Source organism: Flavobacterium ardleyense (assembly GCF_042686085.1).
Classification (GTDB): Bacteria; Bacteroidota; Bacteroidia; order Flavobacteriales; family Flavobacteriaceae; genus Flavobacterium; species Flavobacterium ardleyense.
This window is the reverse complement of sequence record NZ_JBHUOL010000022.1, coordinates 26,234-46,803: the sequence shown is the minus strand read 5'-3', so window position 1 is coordinate 46,803 and position 20,570 is coordinate 26,234. Positions and strand designations below refer to the sequence as shown.

Sequence of the window (20,570 nt, the reverse complement as noted above, 5' to 3'; positions counted from 1 at the left end):
ATAATATGATTTTTTGTTCTTATCCCACGTCAACAATACCCTTTAAGTTTGTCATAACATGAAAAATCATTACTATTTCCATCCAGTTTATCATAATAAAGATAGTTAATTTGATCTTTATTTTTGATATTATATTGTCAATAATCAAGATGATGTGTGTTTTTTACTCCTTCTTTAAAGCTTTATGTAACCTAATTCTATTTTTATAATTAACGTCATTAGAATTTGAGAAAAATAATTCATAGTAAACTTGTTCAAACAGGGAATATTCTTCGTCTTTATACTGAAGTTCATTTTTAAACTCTTTAAAAAGAATTTTTCTTATATCAATATTTTTCGAAGAAGCGTAAGGCAAAATTAATAAACTAATATCTGCAACTTTATAATTATAACTATCCGATATTCTTAGATTAGTTGGTGTAGTATCTAATAATTTTTCAACAAGATCTGGGACTATCGAATCTTTATGTTTTATTATTTTTTGAAATACATCGTTGCCCTTTGGTAAATAATTCTCTTCTGGTAATCTTGCAAAAGCTAAACTATCTAAAATAGGGAATTTATTATTGGTTTTATGATGACATTCTTTTTTTGAAGCAATAGGAGATATAAACTCTTTGCTTTGAGATGAAATTTTAAATATAACGATATTGTCTAGCTTTTCTTCTTTCAAAACAATAACGTCATTAAACTGTTGACCCGATGTAGTTTGATTGAGCACAAAAATAAAAAAGATGATTAAGCGGGTCTTCATATTCTTTCAAACTAATATTAATAAGTTGTATCAACTTTCTGTTTTAATTATAATACTTCAATTATCCAGTAGAATCAATTCTATTTCCATGAAGGACCTAATTGTTGCATCTTTAAATTGATTTAATTTTTACAATTTTATAAAATGTAAGCTGAACTTATAAATCATTTCTGAAAAATTTATATTTTAAACTAATTGGTGGTGTTTTTTCGCATTGAAATACAATTTCGATTTTGTATACATTTTTATTTAACGAAATACGATTATTCGCTCTGGTTGCAATTGTTATTGCAATTTCTTCTAAACTATCTTTATATTTTTCACAATCAATATCTTTTAGGAATAAATCATAACTAATCGTGTCTTGAGCTTCTGCTATATTATATCTTGGAGCTCTTTCAATTTCTTTAATATTTAACTCTTGTCTTATTTCATTAAACAGATTAATTTCATTTCTATCTATTTCCTCTTGAGTTGGTGCCGTCAGCGACAGAACAATTAAAAACCCAAATTTGTAAAACAACCAACTGATTAACAATATAATCGAGATAAATAATGTTGCTTGTTTTGTTTTAGACATATGACTATTAATTTGTTAATCCCAAATATAGAGCAACATCTTCATAAATACTTATAAATTTTGTATTACGAATTAATTTTTTTGTGTCTACGAGTTTAGCACAGCATCTAAATATTAATGACATTATCAATAAACTCTTTCCTAGGACTACTTCCCTTTTAAATTATAAAAAAATAAAGCAATATAGCACTATAAATTATGACATAAAATTTTTATAAATATTACGCATCTCATCGTATTTTAAAAGGATTATGGCGTTATGAAAAATTAAATTCAAACTCAATTCAAAAGTATACTTTTAAAGATACTTGAAATATGTGGCTCAATTTCCTCCCATTTAAAATTTGCTTCAAATCGTTCATAGCCGCTGTTTCTGTAATTTTCTTCATCGTAAATAATAAAAGTTATTCCCGAAATTTTATCTTCAGAGTCAACATTTATTACAAAACTTGATAAACTTTTGTCAGATACTATAATGGATTGTCCTTGTGATTTTAATTTTTCTTTAATTAATTTTTTAACTTTTTCCGTATTTAAAAAATATTTTTCATCTATTTTTTTTCCATTGGTTCTATCAAATGCGAGATAATTAACAGATTCGAATGGAGATCCATACGATTGCAATTGAATGGAAAGATTAAGAAATTTATTGTTTTGATATAAAACGGTATAGTGTTCGAAACCATAATTGTAATGAATCAGCTCGTCATTTTTAATTAAATATTGCAATGTGTCTTTTTTAGCTCGTAGTCTTTGTTCTGAAGACTCATAAATTGGTTTATTGAAAATTTCATTTGCATTGTGAATTTGATTTTGAATTGCTATTGATTGACGATTTTTTAATGGAAATTTCACTTCTTCTACTATAAATTTTTCTGATTTATATGCTACAGAATCTTTTATAATAATTACTGTCTGACTACAAGCGGTCAATGAAGTAAATAAAACAAACGTAAATACTAATTTTAAAAAGTCATTGTTTGTCATTATCTTACGTTTTGGGAGTTGGATTCTCTTTTTCATAGTCTTCTAAAATTTTTTTAGCTCTCGCATCTTTTTTCAGCACTTGTTTTTCTAAATAAGCTTTAGCTTCAATCTTTTGCACATCGGTGCCATTTTGAAGCATAAGATCAAAATGTCTAATAATATTAAAAACCTCTTCAGCTTTTGCACGATTATAATTATTTTTCCTGTTTGTCTTTCCTGCTACAGTATCATACTGATTGATACATTTGATGACCATATCAATGTCATCATCTTGGGCATGGTCTTTGGCAAATTTTTTATTTTTTTTCGTTCCGTCGTTCCAAAAATATAGTGCAGACTGTGTTGCATACATTTCATTATCAGAAAGTAATAAATATTTTCCTTTCAATGCTTTACCAGGTAATTCTTCTGTAAAATTAATAGCTCCAGATGTGTCGCCAGTGAATGTAGTTTTATTTCTATAATCAGTAAATGAAACATAATTACCACGACCAGTTAATTGCTTTAAACCTCTACCTTTAAACTTCCAACCGTCCCTTGTTAATTCATCGCCGTTACCAAGGCCTCGTTTATCTCCTGTATATGGAGCATATGCTCTTGAGAGTAGGGGAACACCAAAATAAGTATGTGGTTTTAAATAAATTTCATAATCTTTCGATTTATCTTCTTTTAGAACTGTTTTAATCAATTTAGAGATTTTCTTTTTTTTATCTTTTGGATCTGTTTCACCTGTATATTTGCCGTACAGCTGTTTATCTACAATTGATGGCTTTTCCTCTAACAATATGGTGCTTAATTGATCATTAGTTTTTGTAATTTCAACTCCTTTTGCATCCAAAATTGAAAATATTGAGGTCAAATTATCTTTAAGTGAGTCAACTATTGTCTTATTTATTACAATTGGTGATGAACTAAATACTCCAGGTGGGTTTGAATAATCTTCGTATTCAGCAAAAGTTTTGAAATTAGCACTTTCAACGCCAATTTGAGATATAAAATGAGCTTTTCTTAAGCAGGTATCCAATGCGAAATCTTTTCGATAACTATTTAAATAAGGTAATACTAAATTAATATTTTTTGTTTGTGTACTAGAAAGAACTTTTATACCTATTGTATTTTTAATTAAATCTAAGGTGAATTCTTCTTCACAGTGAGTACATTTATACTGTTCAGTATTAACAGATAATTCTTGTCCCTTAAATCCATTTCTCCCACTTATCTCTAATGTTGCCATAAAATTATAATGTATGAGGTTTTTTCAATTCTGCAGTTCCATCCGCTTTTACTATTCCAGCTACTGTAATTAAAGTTTTACCCTCTTTTACTTCTCCTCCATCTTTTTCTGTTATGTCAAGAAAAACGAAATCTCCCTCTTTATAATTTTTTGTTTGTACTAAAATATTAACATTGTCACCTAAGCTTGCGTCTTGTATTTCTTTTTTAGTATCATTATCGATCCAAGTTGCACTTATTATTTCTTTTGGACTATTTACAATTTCCTCAATAGTACTAGGAATATTAATTTGACCCGGGTCAGTTATTTTTATTTCTGAACCACCATAATTACACATGATAGTGCTTTGTTTCAACAATGGTTTTTGATCTTGAATCAGAACAGTTCCTGTGTCTTTCCACTGGCCTAATTGCATTACCGCTGCACATGGAACGGCAATATTGGGGCTTTTTATACACGTTCCCATGAAAATCAGACTGCTACTATCTTTTTCCATTACTGTGGCAGTTTTTTTTCCTTGTGTAGTAGGCGTGTCAAAATTTACTTTTAGCATCCCAATAGGAACAGTACATAATTTGCATTCTAAAATGGCTCCGTCAATTACGACTAATAATTTATCATCTGCTTTTTCTTCTTCCTGACGTGCTTCGCGCTTATCATTATTGTCTGGTTTTGCCATGCGTTTATCTGTATTAATTACCCTCGTAGAAGGACATTATATTGTATTCTCTTTTCTTCATTTTGAACTTCTAAGTACGCTTCCTCTAGTTGAAAATCCACATAAGAAAGTTCTCCCTTATACACATCAAAACCATTTTCAATAGGTTTTCTTTCAGTATTGGTTTTTCCGAAGATGGTATAATATATTTTGTCTTTTTGTTCCGGATAAATACTTTCTTCTATTTTTGAATTTTTGAAATCTACTATACTTTGAGTTCTAATTACGGGCATTTCCCATAAATTATATTTCCCAAAAAAACCTGTAAAATAAAGTCCGTACATCTTATAATCAGAAAGATACAAAATTAGTTCCTCTTCATTTCTTAACAAATCACTTATTGTCTCGAAAGCATCGGCAACAGCATACCCTTTGTTATGAATAAGGAGTTCGTTTTTCGTTTTTTCCCAACGATCGCTCATTTCTTTCATATTGTAAACATAAAGTATTTGCCCTTTGTAATTTACACCTACTTCAATTTCATCGAACGCGTAACTCATCTGTTTTGTTAAAAACTCGTTAGGCTCAGTGGTTTTGCTTTCAATATACATTTTGGAGAGAAATAATTGAAAATTTGCTATAATTTCAGTTCTCTCATAAAGTGTTACTTCCACATTTCTAATGTAACTTATCTTTTTTACTCTTTTAGAATTGGAGAAATCTTCCACTATCGTTTCAAACCTGTAATGATATGTTTTATCGAGTACTGGTTCTAAGGTGAAATATTTCAGTCCGTTTACTAAATTAATATGTATCAAAATTCTTTTCTTTTTCTATTTGTATTAGGTTGCATTCCAAACCAATCCCTGTTAGACGACCAATGTAAATATTCATTTCTTAATCTTCTTAGCATTTGTTGATCAGCATAAACAACTACTTCATCAAGCGCTACTGTTTCAAAAGTTTCTTCCTCGATTAAAGTTCCAGAAAAATTATTTGCACCATCTTTTTCCGATTTTCTATTTAACTCATTTTCTAAACTTTCTTGCTTTTCTCTTTCATTCTTTCTTTTTTTTAATTCGTGATCGCTGGTAAAATCCCACTCTTCGTTGTGCTCACCTTTAGCATAAGGACTCATATGATTTTTTACGTTTTGCAAGAAACCTTCCACTGAAAACCAAGATTTTATAGAATCAGTAAAATAAGCTTCCATCGCTGTTTCTCGTGCATATTCTTCCATAAAGTGTAGTGAAATATAACTGTACTCTTTTTTCACTTCTTTGCGGGTTCCTGTCAATTTTTTGAAGCTTGTAAAAGGAGGAACCCAGCCTATTTGCCATTTAATCTCTAATTCAAGATCATTGAACCAGGATTCATCGCATAAATCTTGCTTTAAAGCTTTTAAACCTCTTTTTTTGATTAGCAAAGCACCAGGAATTACATAATCCCAAAACTTAGTTTTGTAACCACTATCGCTTAAACTCGTGCCAATTTCATCAACCTTTTCCTCTCCAGTTAAATAAGCACCACCTATATCGCAATGCACTCCGGGGAAATTTCGTTCCACCGTTTTAATCTTGCCTTGCTCATTTACAATATTTGCACCAGGAACACGGGTTAATGAAAAATTTTTTCGGTGCTCATTTTTCGCAGTGAAGTGCACTAATTTCTGATACGCGCCGAGTTTATTTAACTTTAATGGTTCGACGTTGCTGTCGAAATTTGTAGAGATGGCCTCATTTGCTATTTTACCGAAAGCTCCATCATCTTTCAGATTACCATTCACATCATATTGTCCTAAACCTCCTTTTTCATAATAGGAAGAAACAGTATCGTAAATACCTATGAAACGAACCACAATTTGAATATCATTTAAATCCTCGAAAGTTAAATCTGTATTTAAAAGCAAACTATAGCCCAAATGGCCCATTTGTGGTAATTTGTCATCAACTAGAAAACTTTCATCAACTTCTAATTCATCTGCGTCAACCTTCGCTTTACGAGATTTTCTCTGAGGCATGTCGTCATTAGTAGAGGAATCAAAAGTATGATAGCCATCTGGTATTTTAAAATCCTTGGCTTTTTCATAGCCTTGTTTTAATTGAACCTCATGCACAAAATTGCGGGCTGAAGCAGCACCACGACTGAACCCAAATACATCGAAAGTAATTTTTTTTAATGATTTTTCATTATCCTTTTTAATCTCCTTTTTAATTAAGTCAGCAACTTGTTCACATCCATTTCGTACTCTAGCTCTAATACCCGTTAAACCCGCTCCGAAAGCAAAACCATCTTGACTATCTCTACTTTCTTTGTCAGTTCCCATTCCTTCTACATAAACAGCATAATTAGGCTCGCAGTACTTCCACATTCTAGCAACGTTTGTGTAATCGTTACCAAAGCTGTTGTCAGTTCCCATTCTGTCCATAAAAGTTCTATGCGATGCCACAAGATATTTATCTTTTTGAGAGAAACTATCTAATTCCTTTTGTTCTTCAGGTGTTCTATATCTATTTGCTAAGAGTTTTTCTATTCTACCTTTGTTTTTTACTTTTTTATACGAATCCTTTTCTATTTTCGCAATTTCATCATCGCTTAATTCATAATCAATGATACCAGAATCAGAAGTTCGAGCGAATTTATTTCTTAAGTCAGTATTGTCCTTATTATTCAACGTACCGTCAATAAACACACCAAAAACAAGTTCTAAATTTTTGCTTTCCGTTTTGTATTCTCCCGTATTGTAAACAAAAGTTGTACTCATAGTGTTGGTGTTAATTTATTCTACTTTAAATTCTTTTGTTAGCTTACTTGATTCGAAAACCTCGATTGTACTTTTTATAAGTGCTATCTCGTTTTGTTTACCTTTTAAAGAAACGACTATAAAAGAATTTGTCTTGTTTGTCTTTAACAATAATTCCAAATTTCCACCTGATTCTTCCTTTGATAATTTATTAAAAGCGTCAAAAATTTCGCTCTCATTTAATATAACATTACATCCGTAACCTTGACCGTTTTTATCCCAATATCCAAAATTGATTCTTTGCGGAATAGCACGTGCAGCAAACTTATTATCGTAAAACTCCTCGTATAGCAAGGTTTCATTCTCTCCATTATATTTCTCAATTCTAACCCTGTCATTCATTTTACCCTCATCCGGGATACTAAAGATTGGTCGCCAAGAATGTTTTTCGCGATAAATATCCCATAATCCAAAAGGAATGGGTTTATTTTTATTCAATTTTTGAACCTCTGGCGGAACAATTCTTGGATTATCCATTACATGTTTTCGCATGGCGGGATCAAAAAACAATTTCTCATGACTATCTAGCTTCGCAATTTCTTCAGGTGAAACAATCGTTTTTTCACCTTGATATCTTCCTATTTCTACTTTTTTATCTCCACCTGAAGCCCATAAAACAACTACACCCCCAGGCGCAAAACCAACCATGATTTTATTGTAGGTATCCATTTTTCGACCTCTCTTTCGATTGCTATCTATAAAACCTTCATTAAAAAGTTTTAAGGTTTTTTCATAATCTACATCACAATTTATTTCATACATGCAATCTTCTGCATAAGATAACCAAATACAGTTAATTCGTTTAGGTAATGATTTTATACCATTAGACATACCATTTCCTTCAGCTCCCCAACCTCCAAAACCAGACGCAGTAGCTAAGCCTGAAAGACCAACGAATCCAGAAGACAACTCTAATCCTCCTCTATATACCGATACTGGATATCCAAGTGGTGCATTTAGTCCTTCTGACCACTGGAAAGTTGTTTTTATATGTTGTGTTGTTTGCATGTTTTTTGATTCTATTGGTGGTTTTTCTATATGCTTGTTTTGACAAGCACCTAATTGTGTTACTAATATAATAAATAATAAGTATTTCATTTATTGCTTTTTAGGATATAAATAGAGTGTTTTATAATTTGATTTAAAATAATATTTTTAAAATTTTTGAGTAAAATTGCTATTATGATTTTTAAGTACTGAATATAAAACCAATAATTTCATGATTGTTTTTAACTTATTTTTCATTCTAATTCATTAACTTTTCCATCTGTCAAAATACTAAAAACTTATCCCTTATTTACTTTTGCATCAATAGCACCAAGAATTTTGGCCACTCCTGCACTTTTAAATAAAATATCACCTTGTTCCGCTTTATGCGTTGTTGTTGCAGTTGTTTCTGATAAATCCCCAATTATTTTAACCGTTTTATTCTCGTCTATATTTTGATTATAATTTTTTGCAGACAATTTGTGTAAATCTGAAACAGCTAACATATTGTTTGCCCCAACGGAAGTATCATTATTGTTCTGAATTGTAGTTGTCATATTATTACCAACACTTATATCTAAGTTTTCACCAACATTGATGGTCATGTTTTTTGGCGCATTCACACTAATATTACCTTTCCCATCCATCATCCAAGTATTTCCACTTGGGTCTTCAATGAAAACACTCCCTTCGGCATCGTTCATGATGATTTTTGTGCCACTTCTACTTTGGATCACTTTGTTGTCATTTCCTGAAGTTGCATAGCTCGAACTCTCACTTCCATTATACATTGTTCCTAAAACGAATGGTTTCTCTGCATTTCCGGCTTCAAAAGCTACTAATACTTCCTCTCCTATTTCTGGAATAAAATACATTCCTTTTCCAGCGCCTGCATGTGGATTTGTCATACGAATCCATGGCGTATTTTCTTCTTGCCAAGCAAATTTGACTTGAACTCTTCCTAATCCTGCCGGATCATTATTGTCTGTAATCACAGCGGTTTGTGTATCTGCGGTCGGATGACTGTGTACATTTCCGTAAGGAGGCGCTAAAACATCTTGTGGAACCGCCTGAAAACTATTATGATAAGATCCCGATTCGTCACAAACATGCGTAATATCTGTAATTATATAACTTCCGAAGTTTTGCTCTTGTAAACCATCGATTAAATTTCCAGTTAACGAAAAAGCAGGTTCCTGAATGGAAACAACATCTCCAATTCGCAATCCCGTTTCATCACTATCTCCTTTAGCAGTAACTAAATCCGAAGCCCTTGAATGCAATTGCGTCGTAACTCTATCTACTAAATGAGTTCTTGCACTTCCTTCTTCAATGGCGTGCGTATAAAGCATTGTTGCCGTTTCTGGAAACAATTTATTAGAACGTTCAAAGGCTACTTTTGCATAACCTTCGGGCTGGTAATTTATTTCTGAGGTATTGGCTTTCTGCGTTTCAGCACTACTTGATTCATAACCAATATACTCTAATCCAAGTGGTTTAGTTCGCATTTCAATATTAAAACTATGCAAAGAGCGACCATATTCTAAAGTAAAATTCTTTGAAGTGGGTTGGCCAAAAATTAATTCTTCACCATTATAATAGAACCATTGCCCTCTCTTTTGGGCTAACCGTGCTAAAAAGCCAAAATCGCTTTCGCGATATTGCACCGTGTAATGCATTGGACTATCATTAGTTACTTTGACAGTAGGTTGTAATTCCTTTTGGCCGAAATTTGAAGTAATTTTCTTAACAATATCACCTAACGACTGGTCTGAAAAAGATAACGTTTTCGGCATTCCCTCCATAACAATTGTGGGACTGTAACCATTAATTATAATTCCTCCGGCAGCACCCGAAGTACGAATCATTTGCGCTTCCGTAACTATTCCGTTAAATATTAAAGGTGCAGTTGTACTAAGGCTTGAAGCCGAAATCTCAACTTTAATAGGCTCTCCAATATAACTTTGTGCTTTATCGATCGCTTGATTTACAAATTCTTTCGGCAAAGGTTGCAATACAGAAAACGTATGGTGCGTATGCACTTTTTGATTGATAACCAATTTTGAAAAGCGCGTAAGTGTCTCGCCCCCAATAGTAATGCTGATTTTGGTACTTATTGCCATAAAAAAGAAATTTTAATGTTATTCGCAAATAAAAATTTGCAATGGTCTAGTAAATCTAATGAAAATTAACCGTTTTTAAATGATAATTTACTCTATATGTGAAAAAATAAAATAAAATTAAGCTTAATACCTTTTAATAAAATATTCAAAAAGAAAGCAGTACGTAAGAATCCATTTTAAATTTCATACTAAAATTAGCGCAATCAAAGTCTCTTACTTTTTTATTGTAATCTGCTTTAATCATTTTAATAAATATTGTATTAATTTAAAGTATCATTATTTAGTTTACCGCTTAAATCCTAAATTAAATAACAATCTTGGTCTTCATCACATCTACTAGAAATGTGATACCGATAGTCATTCTAATAAAGTAAAATAATATAGAAAAAATATATACAAAAGAGCCTATAAAATATGTAAAGAGAATATGAGCTTGTAAGAAATACTTTTACGCCATAGAATTAAATATTTATATCACTAAAAATTAATCAATTCCATTTGATAATTTTAATGCTAAAACTAACTACTCCGACAATCATTTTTATTTTTTTTTAAACTTACCTTAATATTTGACTTGTGGCTATCAAAGGGTCGTTTAGAATATTAAAAACCGCAGCGACTTTTACACTTAATGTGTTTATTCTATTAAACCCTTTTTAAATCTTTTAAGACCTAATATATTTTTACAACTTGAGTTGAAATTCTTTAAGCAAAAAAAACACAATCTAAATATTGCATTTTCAAAAAGTCCAAAATAATATAAACCTTCATCATATTTGCTTTATATTGAGGCGCACTCTCCCATTATTACTTCATGCTAGTCACGGAAAAAAATGACAAATAAAGAGGAGAAGTTTGCAATGAGAAACATCAAAATAAACCTACTTCATTTAATTACTCTTTTAGCGACTTTAATCTTTCTTTCGTCAAAACGTAATTAGGTTGAATTTTCAGCGATTCATTATAATTTGAAATTGCCTGTTTCTTTTCTCCCAATTTTAAATACAAATCGCCTCTGCGCAGATAAATCATAGCACTTTTAGGCTCATGCTTAATTGCTTTTTCAAATTCATTAATTGATTCAATGTCTCTGTTTTGATTAGCTAAAATTATTGCTTTTAAAAAATAAGAAAAACTCCACTTATTATCTATTTTTATCAGAGTTTCACTCACTACTAGCGCTTCCTCATATCTGCCCATCTCGGACAACAAATTAGCTTTATTCACATAAAACCATTTACTTTTAGGCGACAATTTTATTGCCTCTGTAAACAAACTTAATGCAGCATCATAATCGTTTAATCTCATGTGCATTTTAGCTTTAAATTCTTTTACATCTGCATTGTTGGGTAAAATACTATCTAACTTATTTGCTAAAAGAAGGGCTTCTTTATATTTTTTCTGCCTAACTTCAATTGATATTTTTGAATTTATATCTTTTGCTACCTGTGGGAAGTTACTTATTCGATTTGTTAAAGCACGATTCTCAACAACTAATTCATTTTTAAAAACATCATCAATATCACTAAACTCCATAACCTGTCCAAAAAATTGCTGGCTAAACAAAAGAGATAAGATTACAAATAAGTATAATTTTAAAATTTTCATAATTTTAATTTGGTATATTATTTAAAAACGTAAATAGCGTTCATATAGTATTTTCTAGCTAATGTTTAAAGTTCTGAAATGTAAAACTGAACTTATTTTTAAAGCTTCATAAAAACATAGGGAATTTCATTTCCGATACTTTTAATATTAGTTATAAAAAGTGTGTCTTTTTTAATAATGGCTTTAGTATATTCTAATTTTTTTCGATAAGAATTGTATGCTTCTAAAAGAAGAGTATCATTTGAAATTAAATATAAATCCCGACTTCCATCTTCTACTTTACTTCTAAAATCATCTATCATTTCTTTCTTAGAATAAAAACCTCCTGATTGATTCCAAGTACCTTTATTTGTAAAATGAAGATAAAAAAATCTAGAATAGTGAACAATAGTATCTTTTGTTGGTTTTAAGTTCTTTAAAGCTGGATGATCTTTTTCTGAATAATATTTGTCGTAATTTTCAACATAATAGTTGAATTGCTCGTCAGAAACTTTAAAATAAAATCCATCTGTCCTTAGTTTTGAGCATGAGGATAGTTGGGTTTTCTTAGAATAATATTTATATTTCTCTTGTGGAAATGCGTGAGTAGAAGTGTGATGAATTTCACAACTAATTAAAAAAAAAAGAATAATATGAATCTTTTCATATAACGTTAGTTAAATAATGAAATTCTGAGTTTAATCCTTCAGTATTTTCAGTAACTACCAATTAGGAACTAATTCTGCATCCGCTTTTTCGTACGGAACAAAAACATAGGTAGATTTGAAATAGTCAGTAAAGTACTTATCATTGAATTGCCCTTTACCTTCAGTAGTACTTTTAACCATAATTAATTTATCGTTCTCTATGTAACCATATCTATAAGTAAACTGCCTTATAACCACATTTACTTCCTGAATTATAATCTTACTTTCTTGAACTTTAAAATAGCCTTGAAAAAGTGTATATTCATTTTTATTTTTTCCATACTCCTGAAATTGCTTTTGCATTGCTGCAACATACTCTGCCGAAGTTTTTAAGGAATCGACCAAAAGCAAGTTCGATTGTCCTTCTTTAAAAAATTTATACACCTCAAATTTAGTAGGTTTTTTTATTATATCATCTCTTTTTGACCATGTACTTTCTAGCACATAAAATCCATTAGTTTGCAGAGCCGAATTTTCATTCAACACAAAGCTTCTATCATAAAATGTATAATCTTTTTTACTATAGAATTTAGGTCCGCAGGAAAAAAACATAAAAGAGATGCATATTAATGAAAAAATAATTTTCATGCTAAAATTGTTTATCAAAAGTAGCAGTGTTCTGAATTTCCCAATAATTTGGTCTTTCCGAAGGTATAAGATGAAAATTAATTAATCTGTGAATTCCATCTTGAGAATACATATTACTATTACCTAGACTATTAATTCCAACGTTACCTTGGGGAGTTTTTAATCTAAAAGAGGTTCGTCCTTGATTCAAGTCAAATGAATGTTGCTCTGACGTCCATAAAGTACCATCTCTAAATTCATCTAAAAATGTTTGATCAACTTCAGTAGCCGTAGCTGGCGTATAATCAGTCACCCTGTTTTTTAACCTGTCTAAAAATTTAGGATTATTTGCTTTGAAATCGTTTAGATTACTTTGAGCATTTTGTGCATCAATTTTGTTATTACTGTCAGTATCCGCTGTAAAAACGTCACTTGCAACAACTAATTGATAAGGGCTATTATTGTTTCCAATTGTAAAGTTACCTCCACCTGTCCACCAGCGATCATAACCATCGCTTAAACCAATTTTTTTAGCACCTTGAAAATCATTATACGTCTGAAAACTAAAGTTATCAGCTCTCAATTGTAAAAAAGCCACTTGTTGATTTCTATTGTTATTGTTAACAATAAAATTTGTTCCAATTGTAGCAGAGAATTTTCTATTATCTTCTAATCCTGAACCACTATTTAAATGTAAAGGATTAATCGTCATTGGACCTCCTGTAGAAGAACTTCCAGCAGTTAGTTTAGCAGTAATAACAGTATCAATATTGAATGAATCATTACCAGATAATGATCCTAGACCACCATTATAAAAGTTAACAGCAACATTAGCTCCTGGTGAAAAGTTTTTAAAATTTCTGGTCACACCTACACCTGCCGTTCCCGACATGTATGGCTTACTTGGCCCACCAAAATGAATACTTAAACCTACGAAAAAATTTGCTTCTAATTCGTCCATTATTATTGTTTTAGAATTTTAATGGCCAGTTTCTAGTGAATTTTGATCCATTCATAATTACTTCTTTTGCAGAAACTACAATTTCTACACTCATTGAAGTATTGCTTTGAGCTAAAAACACCTCATCGTATCCGATACAGTAACCTTCATTAAATTGAAGCTCTCTCATTTTTGAAACAGCATCTCTTCTGTAAAATGTTACTTTTCCATTTTTTGTTTGATTATTACTAATCATCCAGTCAAAAAGCATTGTGCTTTTAGTGGATTCTAGAACAAGTCTAAATCTTCCTCCATTTGGGTCTGCAGAAGGTTTTCCGCTTTTGTCGATATCTTGACTAACAGAAAATTGGAATTCCAACACATTCATTACTTCCCCGTCTATTTCGAGTTTTGCTAAAAAGGACATATTTACAAAGTTTAGGTTATTAAAAAATAATTAATGATAAAGGGTAAAAAACCCCTTATCATTATTTTACTAACGTTATTGGGATTACACCCACTCGTTAACATGTTCTCCACCGCCCATTGAGATCTCTTTTGCAGAAATTGTAAAAGTTTCAATTAATGGGTTTGAACCTGTAGCGTCGAATGACTCTTTGTATTTTACTAAATAACCTTCTTTGAACACAAGTTCTTTTAATTTAGCATCAGTATCACGTTTAACGTACTGAATAGAACCATCTTTTCTTTCGAAGTTATTAGTCATCCACTCAAAAAAGAATGAATCACCAGTTGATTCTACTGTTAAAAAAATAGTTCCTCCTCTTGTAACAGAAGATGGTCTTCCACTAGCGTCTACTTCTTGATTAAGATCATAAGAAGCGCTTAACACGTTCAATTCTTTTCCTCCGACTTTCAATTTCGATTTAAATGACATATTTATTTATTTAAAGTTAATACACTATTTGATGCACGAAAACACGTGCGTTTTTTTAAAAAAGATCTATGCATCAGCATATTCAGTATCCCAGTCGTTTCCATCATCTCCTTTTTGACCATCCATTTTAATAAGGAAGTTCTTTGCAGGAAAGTACGGCTTTAATCTCACGTCTAAGAATATTCTATCTTTCTGATTTGGATCTTGTTCAAATCTTTTTATTTCGAAATCTTCGATTAAGTTATCTGGACCAGCAACATTATCTAAGAATTTCACAATTTGATTTAAAATTTCTTTTCTTGTTTTAGCATTAAAGTTTTCGAAGGCTCTTCTGTTTAAGAAATCCATCAAAACTTTTGTAACATAATCAAAAACACGTACAACAGAATAGGTTTGCAAACCTAAATTATCTCCATTGAAAAGTGTTTTTCCAGAAAAAGCCATCACTTTACCATATTCATTAACCATAGGAATTAACCCTAAGTTCTCTAAATTAGCAATTTCACTTTTCTTTAAATCAAATTTTACTCCGTCAACTTCATTAATCCCACCAAACTTCTTACCAGCAGTTACTTGTGACATTAATGTATTATATACTTTACCAGCTAAAGCCATCGAAGGTGGAACATATAAATTCTCCTCTTCGTCAATTTCATCATATTTTCCTCTTCCCACTAACCAGTTACAAGTCATCATTACATTTGAACGATAAGTATCGCCTCCCGTAAGGTTTGCAGATTCAAACATTTCCATAACATCATCCGGTTCGTCTAAATGTTGGAAATCGGTAATTAGCATTACCTTGTTTTCATATGCAATCTTTGACCATTTTTCAACAACTTTATTAGAACCAAGGTAACCTGGTATCACTAAAAGAGAATAATTTTGTCTTAAATCTAATCTGTCAAAACCTTGAACTAATTCTTCTTCAATATTATCAATAAATCTTGAATTATCCAAATCTTTTAACTGATCTAATTCAGCATTCATTAAAGATATGTTTTTTAATTTACTTTCTTCAGTATTTTTATAAAAAAGTGATATCGATCTGTAGTTAGATTCAAGCTCATGTGTCTCGTCAATAGCTATTTTTAAGTTCTTCTTTAATGTCTTACTAGTCTCCTCTGATCTCAAAGTTGATTCATTTACTAAATCAACTAAATCATCTGATGACTTTAAAGATTCAACCCATAAGCTTAGAACTTTCTTAAGTGTATCTCTTTCTGCTTTTTTATTTGATTCAGATAAAAAAATATTTTTCCTAGCTTTTCGCTCTGGATTTAAGTTTTGAACACCATCAATCGATCCTTCTAATAAATCAAACCCACCAAATTGAATAAACTTCTCTAAGCTTTGTTCAATCGACTGTGCCTTATTTACCTGCTCATTATGGGATGATGCTTTACTACTTTCTTGATTTGCCATATTATGTTATTATTTATCAGATTGATCAATTTCAGAAATCAAAGATTCTAAAGTTTCTATAATGGATTTTTTTGCTTCCGGATCTTGCAATGCTAATTTTAAAATCTTATTAGTCTTTAACTGCTTAATCATTTTTTGATACTGCTCGTTTTTTGTTTTTAGATCATTTAAAAAAGCACTTTGCTGTGTAATTCCATTGATAGAAAAATCACCTACAGTTCTAAATTTTAATTCTTCTTTTACATTTTGCCCTACTTCATCTTCAAAAGTTACATTTACTTTCGGATCAAAATGTTCAAAAACTTCATCCATATTTTTTAATCCCTTAACAATTTCCGGTTTAACTGGAGTGTTAACTGTGAATTTCTGTGCAATTAAAGTTTTATTTTGAGGAATTTCAAGAATACCTTCCTGACCTTCAACTCTAACTTCATTACCACCAATTCCATAACTATTAGAAAATGTTTTTGCCATGCTGTTTATTTATTTAAATTATTGCTTTAAAAATGTATCACTTTATACCTTAATATATATAGAGCTGACACACGTATTGGTTTCTCTTTTAATCTTAATACTTTTAATCTTCATTCGTTTCGTGCCAACAAGGTCATAGAAATCCTTAAGGGACATAGCAGACTTACTGTTTATTTGCACTGACGGCAGTTGGTCCTTACAAAAGTTGTTTTTAAAACTTTCATAGGTTAACTTACCTTTTGATATGATATATATTAACTCACCTATCTCACCTTCCGTAATTAATTTTTTATCATCTTTCACAACAGGTTCAACTGCAACTGGCGCAGAAACCGCACTAGGTCTGGCAGGACGAGCAGGTCTTGTTTCTACAGGCGCATTTTGCTCTATAACGTTAACAACTTTTGAAAGTGTATATTTCTTATCACCATTAACAATTAGAGTAACGGTCTTCAACCCTGTCGTCTTATATGTGTACGTAGGATTTTTAACTTTACTTCCTATAGACTCATTTTCATCAAATTTCCATTGCCAAGAAACAGCATTAGCTGTCTTGTCAAAAAACTGAATTTTTTCATCTTTAAAAACCTTTTCCGGATGTGTAAAACTAACAATTATTTTACTTTCTACCACAGGTTTTATTTCAAGTTTATTGCTTTTTTTAATTTTTATTGTCTTTTCAAGACTGCAGCTATTATTAATTAATAATTTCACCTTATAATCTCCGGCTTTCCTGAAAATATGCTTAACTTTTGACTTGTATTCCATGTCAGTTCCATCCCCGAAATACCAACTCCAAGAGTACGACTCTTTTGACGAGTCAGAAAACACCAAAGTCGCTCCTTCCTCAAAAGAATTAACCTCCACATTAAATTCACTCACCAAACATTTCTCCTCCTTACTACTTTTAAAAGCCAGTAAACCGCAGGAAAATATAAAGAAGAATAAAAAGAAAATAATTATATTGTTGTCAAAATGAGTTTTAATCTGATTTCGGCTGTTCATTGTTAATGCTGTTATAAACCAATTATTTTATCAAATATAAAAAAATTGTTTGATAATTTACACTTTAAAAAAAATATTTATTATGCACGCATAGTTTTATTTAATTTTATTTTGTATTTTCGTACCTGTATAATAGAACTTTAAATACTTACAAAATGAAAATATTAGTTTGCATCAGTCACGTACCTGATACTACTTCAAAGATTAATTTCACAAACGGAGACAGTGAATTTGACACTAACGGCGTGCAGTTTGTAATTAATCCAAATGATGAATTTGGCTTAACGAGAGCAGTATGGTTTAAAGAGCAACAAGGCGCAAATGTAACGGTTGTAAATGTAGGCGGCCCAGCTGCAGAAGCTACATTAAGAAAAGCCCTAGCAATTGGAGCTGACGAAGCAATTAGAATCAACGCAGAACCAACAGACGGAATGTTTGTGGCGAAGCAATTAGTTGAAGTAATTAAAAATGGTGGTTATGACTTAATAATTGCTGGGAAAGAATCATTAGATTATAATGGTGGAATGGTTCCAGGAATGGTTGCTGGTTTATTAGGATACAACTTTGTGAACGCTTGCGTTGGTATCGATGTAAACGAAAACGAAGCAAAAGTAACTAGAGAAATCGATGGTGGAAAAGAAATTGTTTCAGCAAGCTTACCTTTAATCATTGGTGGACAAAAAGGATTAGTTGAAGAAAAAGATTTACGTATTCCAAACATGAGAGGAATTATGATGGCTAGATCTAAAGCCTTAACAATAGTGGAACCAACTGGAGACGCCGCAGCTACAAAAGCAGTGAAGTATGAAAAACCAGCATCAAAATCTGCTGTTAAGTTGATCAACGCTGATAATTTAGATGAATTAATCAATTTATTACACAACGAAGCGAAAGTAATCTAGTATTCAGTGTTCATTTTTTAGTGTTGAGTATTTCTACTTAGCACCAACTCTTAAACATTTAAACTCATAAACTTAAAAACATGTCTATATTAATATATGCGGAATCCGCAGAAGGAAAAATAAAAAAAGTAGCATTTGAACTAGCCTCTTATGCAAAAAAAGTGGCTGCTTCAATGGGAACAACTGTTACTGCAGTTACTATTAACAATGCAGAAAACAGCGCTTTAGCAGCTTACGGAGTTGATAAAGTATTAACTGTAACAAACGACAAGTTAAACAATTTCAGCGCAAAAGCTTATGCTGATGTAATTGTTCAAGCAGCTAAAAAAGAAGGAACTCACATTGTTTTAGTTTCATCTTCTACAAACAGTTTATACTTAGCGCCACTTGTAGCTGTAGCTCTAGAAGCAGGTTATGTATCAAACGTTGTTGCTTTACCAGAAAGCACATCGCCTTTCCAAGTAAAAAGAACAGTATTTTCTAATAAAGCATTTAACGTTACCGAAATTGCTACTGCAGTAAAAGTATTGGGAATTGCTAAAAATTCTTTCGGATTGGTAGAATCAGCTTCAACTTTAGCTGAAGAAAGTTTTGCTCCTACATTAAATGATGCTGATTTCGGTATCAAAGTGGAAAGTGTAGAAAAGGTTTCAGGAAAAGTAACTATTGCTGATGCTGAAATCGTTGTTTCTGCAGGTCGTGGAATGAAAGGTCCAGAAAACTGGGGAATGATCGAAGAATTAGCTTCAGTTTTAGGCGCAGCAACTGCTTGTTCAAAACCAGTTTCAGATATTGGATGGAGACCTCACAGCGAACACGTTGGACAAACAGGGAAACCAGTTGCGGCTAATTTATATATTGCTATCGGAATTTCTGGTGCAATTCAACATATTGCCGGAATCAACTCTTCTAAAGTAAAAGTTGTTATCAATTCAGATCCAGAAGCACCTTTCTTTAAAGTAGCAGATTATGGAATTGTAGGTGACGCATTTACCATAGTTCCAGAATTAATTGAAAAATTAAAAGCATTTAAAGCGAGCAACTCGTAATTAATAGCTGTTCAAAAAATAAATTATATTAAAATTAGAGTTATCTTTGTTTAGGTAGCTCTAATTTTTTATTTTTGGAGCAGATGGCTTGCGTATTTTTGCCGTCCCTATTCCTGCTTTACGCTAAATCTTTTTTTTCAAAAAAGGATACCGCTTCAATCAGGGCTAAAAGGTAGTATTTAAGAATTCTTGGACTATCAAAATAAAACACAAAACCAAACACCCATTACTGAACACTAGAAAAATGAGTCTTGTAAAATTAACGATAAAAGGTATTTCATACAGCCAAACGCAAAATGGCGCTTACGCATTGATTTTAAATGAAGTGGATGGCGACAGGAAACTTCCAATTGTAATTGGCGCTTTTGAAGCACAATCAATTGCGATAGCACTTGAAAAAGAAATCAAACCACCTCGCCCATTAACTCACGATTTGTTTAAAAACTTTGCAGACCGATTTGATATCGTAGTCAAACAAGTTATTATTCATAAACTAGTCGATGGCGTATTTTATTCGAGCATCATTTGCGAACGCGATAAAATAGAAGAAATAATTGATGCTAGAACCTCTGATGCCATTGCATTAGCACTTCGCTTTAGCGCACCTATTTTTACCTACAAAAACATATTAGACAAAGCCGGAATTTACTTAAACATCAATCCTTCTGACGCAGAAAAATCAGATGAAGATTCAGACGACATCCTTTCTACTCCAGAAACTTTTGGACTAGAAGATGATGCAGTTGTAATTCCAGCAGATAGTTATTCTGGTTATTCCTTAAAAGAATTATACGAAAAGCTTGAAGGAGCCGTTCAAAACGAAGATTACGAAAAAGCAGCAAAAATTAGAGACGAAATTTCAAAAAAGGAATCCTAAAAAATATAAAGAA

21 protein-coding genes are annotated in these 20,570 nt (G+C 31.4%); 3 read left to right on the top strand and 18 right to left on the bottom strand.

Annotation, left to right across the window (positions count from 1 at the left end):
* Positions 1-163: 163 nt before the first annotated feature.
* From ACFSX9_RS14060 to ACFSX9_RS13975, 18 genes are all read right to left on the bottom strand, one after another.
* Positions 164-673, bottom strand: a complete 510-nt coding sequence (locus tag ACFSX9_RS14060) for a hypothetical protein (RefSeq protein WP_379808786.1) — start codon at positions 671-673, stop codon at positions 164-166.
* A gap of 238 nt (positions 674-911) precedes the next feature.
* Positions 912-1,334 carry a hypothetical protein gene (locus tag ACFSX9_RS14055; RefSeq protein ID WP_379808784.1) on the bottom strand — a complete coding sequence of 141 codons (423 nt, stop codon included), beginning with the start codon at positions 1,332-1,334 and terminating at the stop codon, positions 912-914.
* A 279-nt stretch (positions 1,335-1,613) separates the two neighbouring features.
* On the bottom strand, positions 1,614-2,357 hold the full coding sequence (locus ACFSX9_RS14050) for a hypothetical protein (RefSeq protein ID WP_379808782.1): 744 nt from the start codon (positions 2,355-2,357) through the stop codon (positions 1,614-1,616).
* A complete protein-coding gene (locus ACFSX9_RS14045; protein ID WP_379808780.1) occupies positions 2,326-3,555 on the bottom strand; it encodes a hypothetical protein in 1,230 nt (409 codons plus the stop codon). The genes ACFSX9_RS14050 and ACFSX9_RS14045 overlap by 32 nt, the downstream gene beginning before the upstream one ends.
* Before the next feature lie 4 nt (positions 3,556-3,559).
* Entirely contained in the window at positions 3,560-4,234 is a 675-nt protein-coding gene (locus tag ACFSX9_RS14040) for a DUF4280 domain-containing protein (protein WP_379808778.1), read from the bottom strand.
* 17 nt (positions 4,235-4,251) lie between these two features.
* Positions 4,252-5,031, bottom strand: a complete 780-nt coding sequence (locus tag ACFSX9_RS14035) for a hypothetical protein (protein ID WP_379808776.1) — start codon at positions 5,029-5,031, stop codon at positions 4,252-4,254.
* Positions 5,028-6,977 carry a phospholipase effector Tle1 domain-containing protein gene (locus tag ACFSX9_RS14030; RefSeq protein ID WP_379808774.1) on the bottom strand — a complete coding sequence of 650 codons (1,950 nt, stop codon included), beginning with the start codon at positions 6,975-6,977 and terminating at the stop codon, positions 5,028-5,030. The genes ACFSX9_RS14035 and ACFSX9_RS14030 overlap by 4 nt, the downstream gene beginning before the upstream one ends.
* A 15-nt stretch (positions 6,978-6,992) precedes the next feature.
* Positions 6,993-8,114, bottom strand: coding sequence for a DUF2931 family protein (locus tag ACFSX9_RS14025; RefSeq protein ID WP_379808772.1), 1,122 nt, complete (start codon positions 8,112-8,114; stop codon positions 6,993-6,995).
* A 188-nt stretch (positions 8,115-8,302) separates the two neighbouring features.
* Complete coding sequence (locus ACFSX9_RS14020; protein ID WP_379808770.1) at positions 8,303-10,126, bottom strand: type VI secretion system Vgr family protein; 1,824 nt, start codon at positions 10,124-10,126, stop codon at positions 8,303-8,305.
* A gap of 894 nt (positions 10,127-11,020) precedes the next feature.
* A complete protein-coding gene (locus ACFSX9_RS14015) occupies positions 11,021-11,734 on the bottom strand; it encodes a tetratricopeptide repeat protein (RefSeq protein WP_379808769.1) in 714 nt (237 codons plus the stop codon).
* Between the two features lie 98 nt (positions 11,735-11,832).
* Positions 11,833-12,036: a hypothetical protein gene (locus tag ACFSX9_RS14010; protein WP_379808767.1), complete on the bottom strand. Its 204-nt coding sequence runs from the start codon at positions 12,034-12,036 to the stop codon at positions 11,833-11,835.
* A gap of 399 nt (positions 12,037-12,435) precedes the next feature.
* Positions 12,436-13,008 (bottom strand): hypothetical protein, encoded by a 573-nt coding sequence (locus tag ACFSX9_RS14005; protein ID WP_379808765.1) that lies wholly within the window; start codon positions 13,006-13,008, stop codon positions 12,436-12,438.
* A gap of 1 nt (position 13,009) precedes the next feature.
* A complete protein-coding gene (locus ACFSX9_RS14000; protein WP_379808763.1) occupies positions 13,010-13,948 on the bottom strand; it encodes a polymorphic toxin type 23 domain-containing protein in 939 nt (312 codons plus the stop codon).
* 10 nt (positions 13,949-13,958) lie between these two features.
* Positions 13,959-14,354 carry a type VI secretion system tube protein TssD gene (gene tssD / locus ACFSX9_RS13995; protein ID WP_379808761.1) on the bottom strand — a complete coding sequence of 132 codons (396 nt, stop codon included), beginning with the start codon at positions 14,352-14,354 and terminating at the stop codon, positions 13,959-13,961.
* 84 nt (positions 14,355-14,438) lie between these two features.
* The gene (gene tssD, locus ACFSX9_RS13990) at positions 14,439-14,825 is read right to left on the bottom strand and encodes a type VI secretion system tube protein TssD (RefSeq protein ID WP_379808759.1); all 387 of its coding nucleotides are present in this window, start codon (positions 14,823-14,825) and stop codon (positions 14,439-14,441) included.
* A 66-nt stretch (positions 14,826-14,891) separates the two neighbouring features.
* The gene (locus ACFSX9_RS13985; RefSeq protein WP_379808757.1) at positions 14,892-16,250 is read right to left on the bottom strand and encodes a DUF5458 family protein; all 1,359 of its coding nucleotides are present in this window, start codon (positions 16,248-16,250) and stop codon (positions 14,892-14,894) included.
* Positions 16,251-16,259: 9 nt separating this feature from the next.
* On the bottom strand, positions 16,260-16,724 hold the full coding sequence (locus ACFSX9_RS13980; protein ID WP_379808755.1) for a type VI secretion system contractile sheath small subunit: 465 nt from the start codon (positions 16,722-16,724) through the stop codon (positions 16,260-16,262).
* A gap of 42 nt (positions 16,725-16,766) precedes the next feature.
* Positions 16,767-17,729: a PKD domain-containing protein gene (locus ACFSX9_RS13975; RefSeq protein WP_379808753.1), complete on the bottom strand. Its 963-nt coding sequence runs from the start codon at positions 17,727-17,729 to the stop codon at positions 16,767-16,769.
* Positions 17,730-17,884: 155 nt separating this feature from the next.
* Here ACFSX9_RS13975 and ACFSX9_RS13970 point away from each other — a divergent pair, with 155 nt between their 5' ends.
* The 3 genes from ACFSX9_RS13970 (at position 17,885) to ACFSX9_RS13960 (ending at position 20,557) form a co-directional block, all read left to right on the top strand.
* A complete protein-coding gene (locus ACFSX9_RS13970) occupies positions 17,885-18,631 on the top strand; it encodes an electron transfer flavoprotein subunit beta/FixA family protein (RefSeq protein WP_379808751.1) in 747 nt (248 codons plus the stop codon).
* Positions 18,632-18,711: 80 nt separating this feature from the next.
* Positions 18,712-19,680 (top strand): electron transfer flavoprotein subunit alpha/FixB family protein, encoded by a 969-nt coding sequence (locus ACFSX9_RS13965; RefSeq protein ID WP_379808749.1) that lies wholly within the window; start codon positions 18,712-18,714, stop codon positions 19,678-19,680.
* A gap of 244 nt (positions 19,681-19,924) precedes the next feature.
* The gene (locus tag ACFSX9_RS13960) at positions 19,925-20,557 is read left to right on the top strand and encodes a bifunctional nuclease family protein (RefSeq protein ID WP_379808747.1); all 633 of its coding nucleotides are present in this window, start codon (positions 19,925-19,927) and stop codon (positions 20,555-20,557) included.
* Positions 20,558-20,570: the final 13 nt, after the last annotated feature.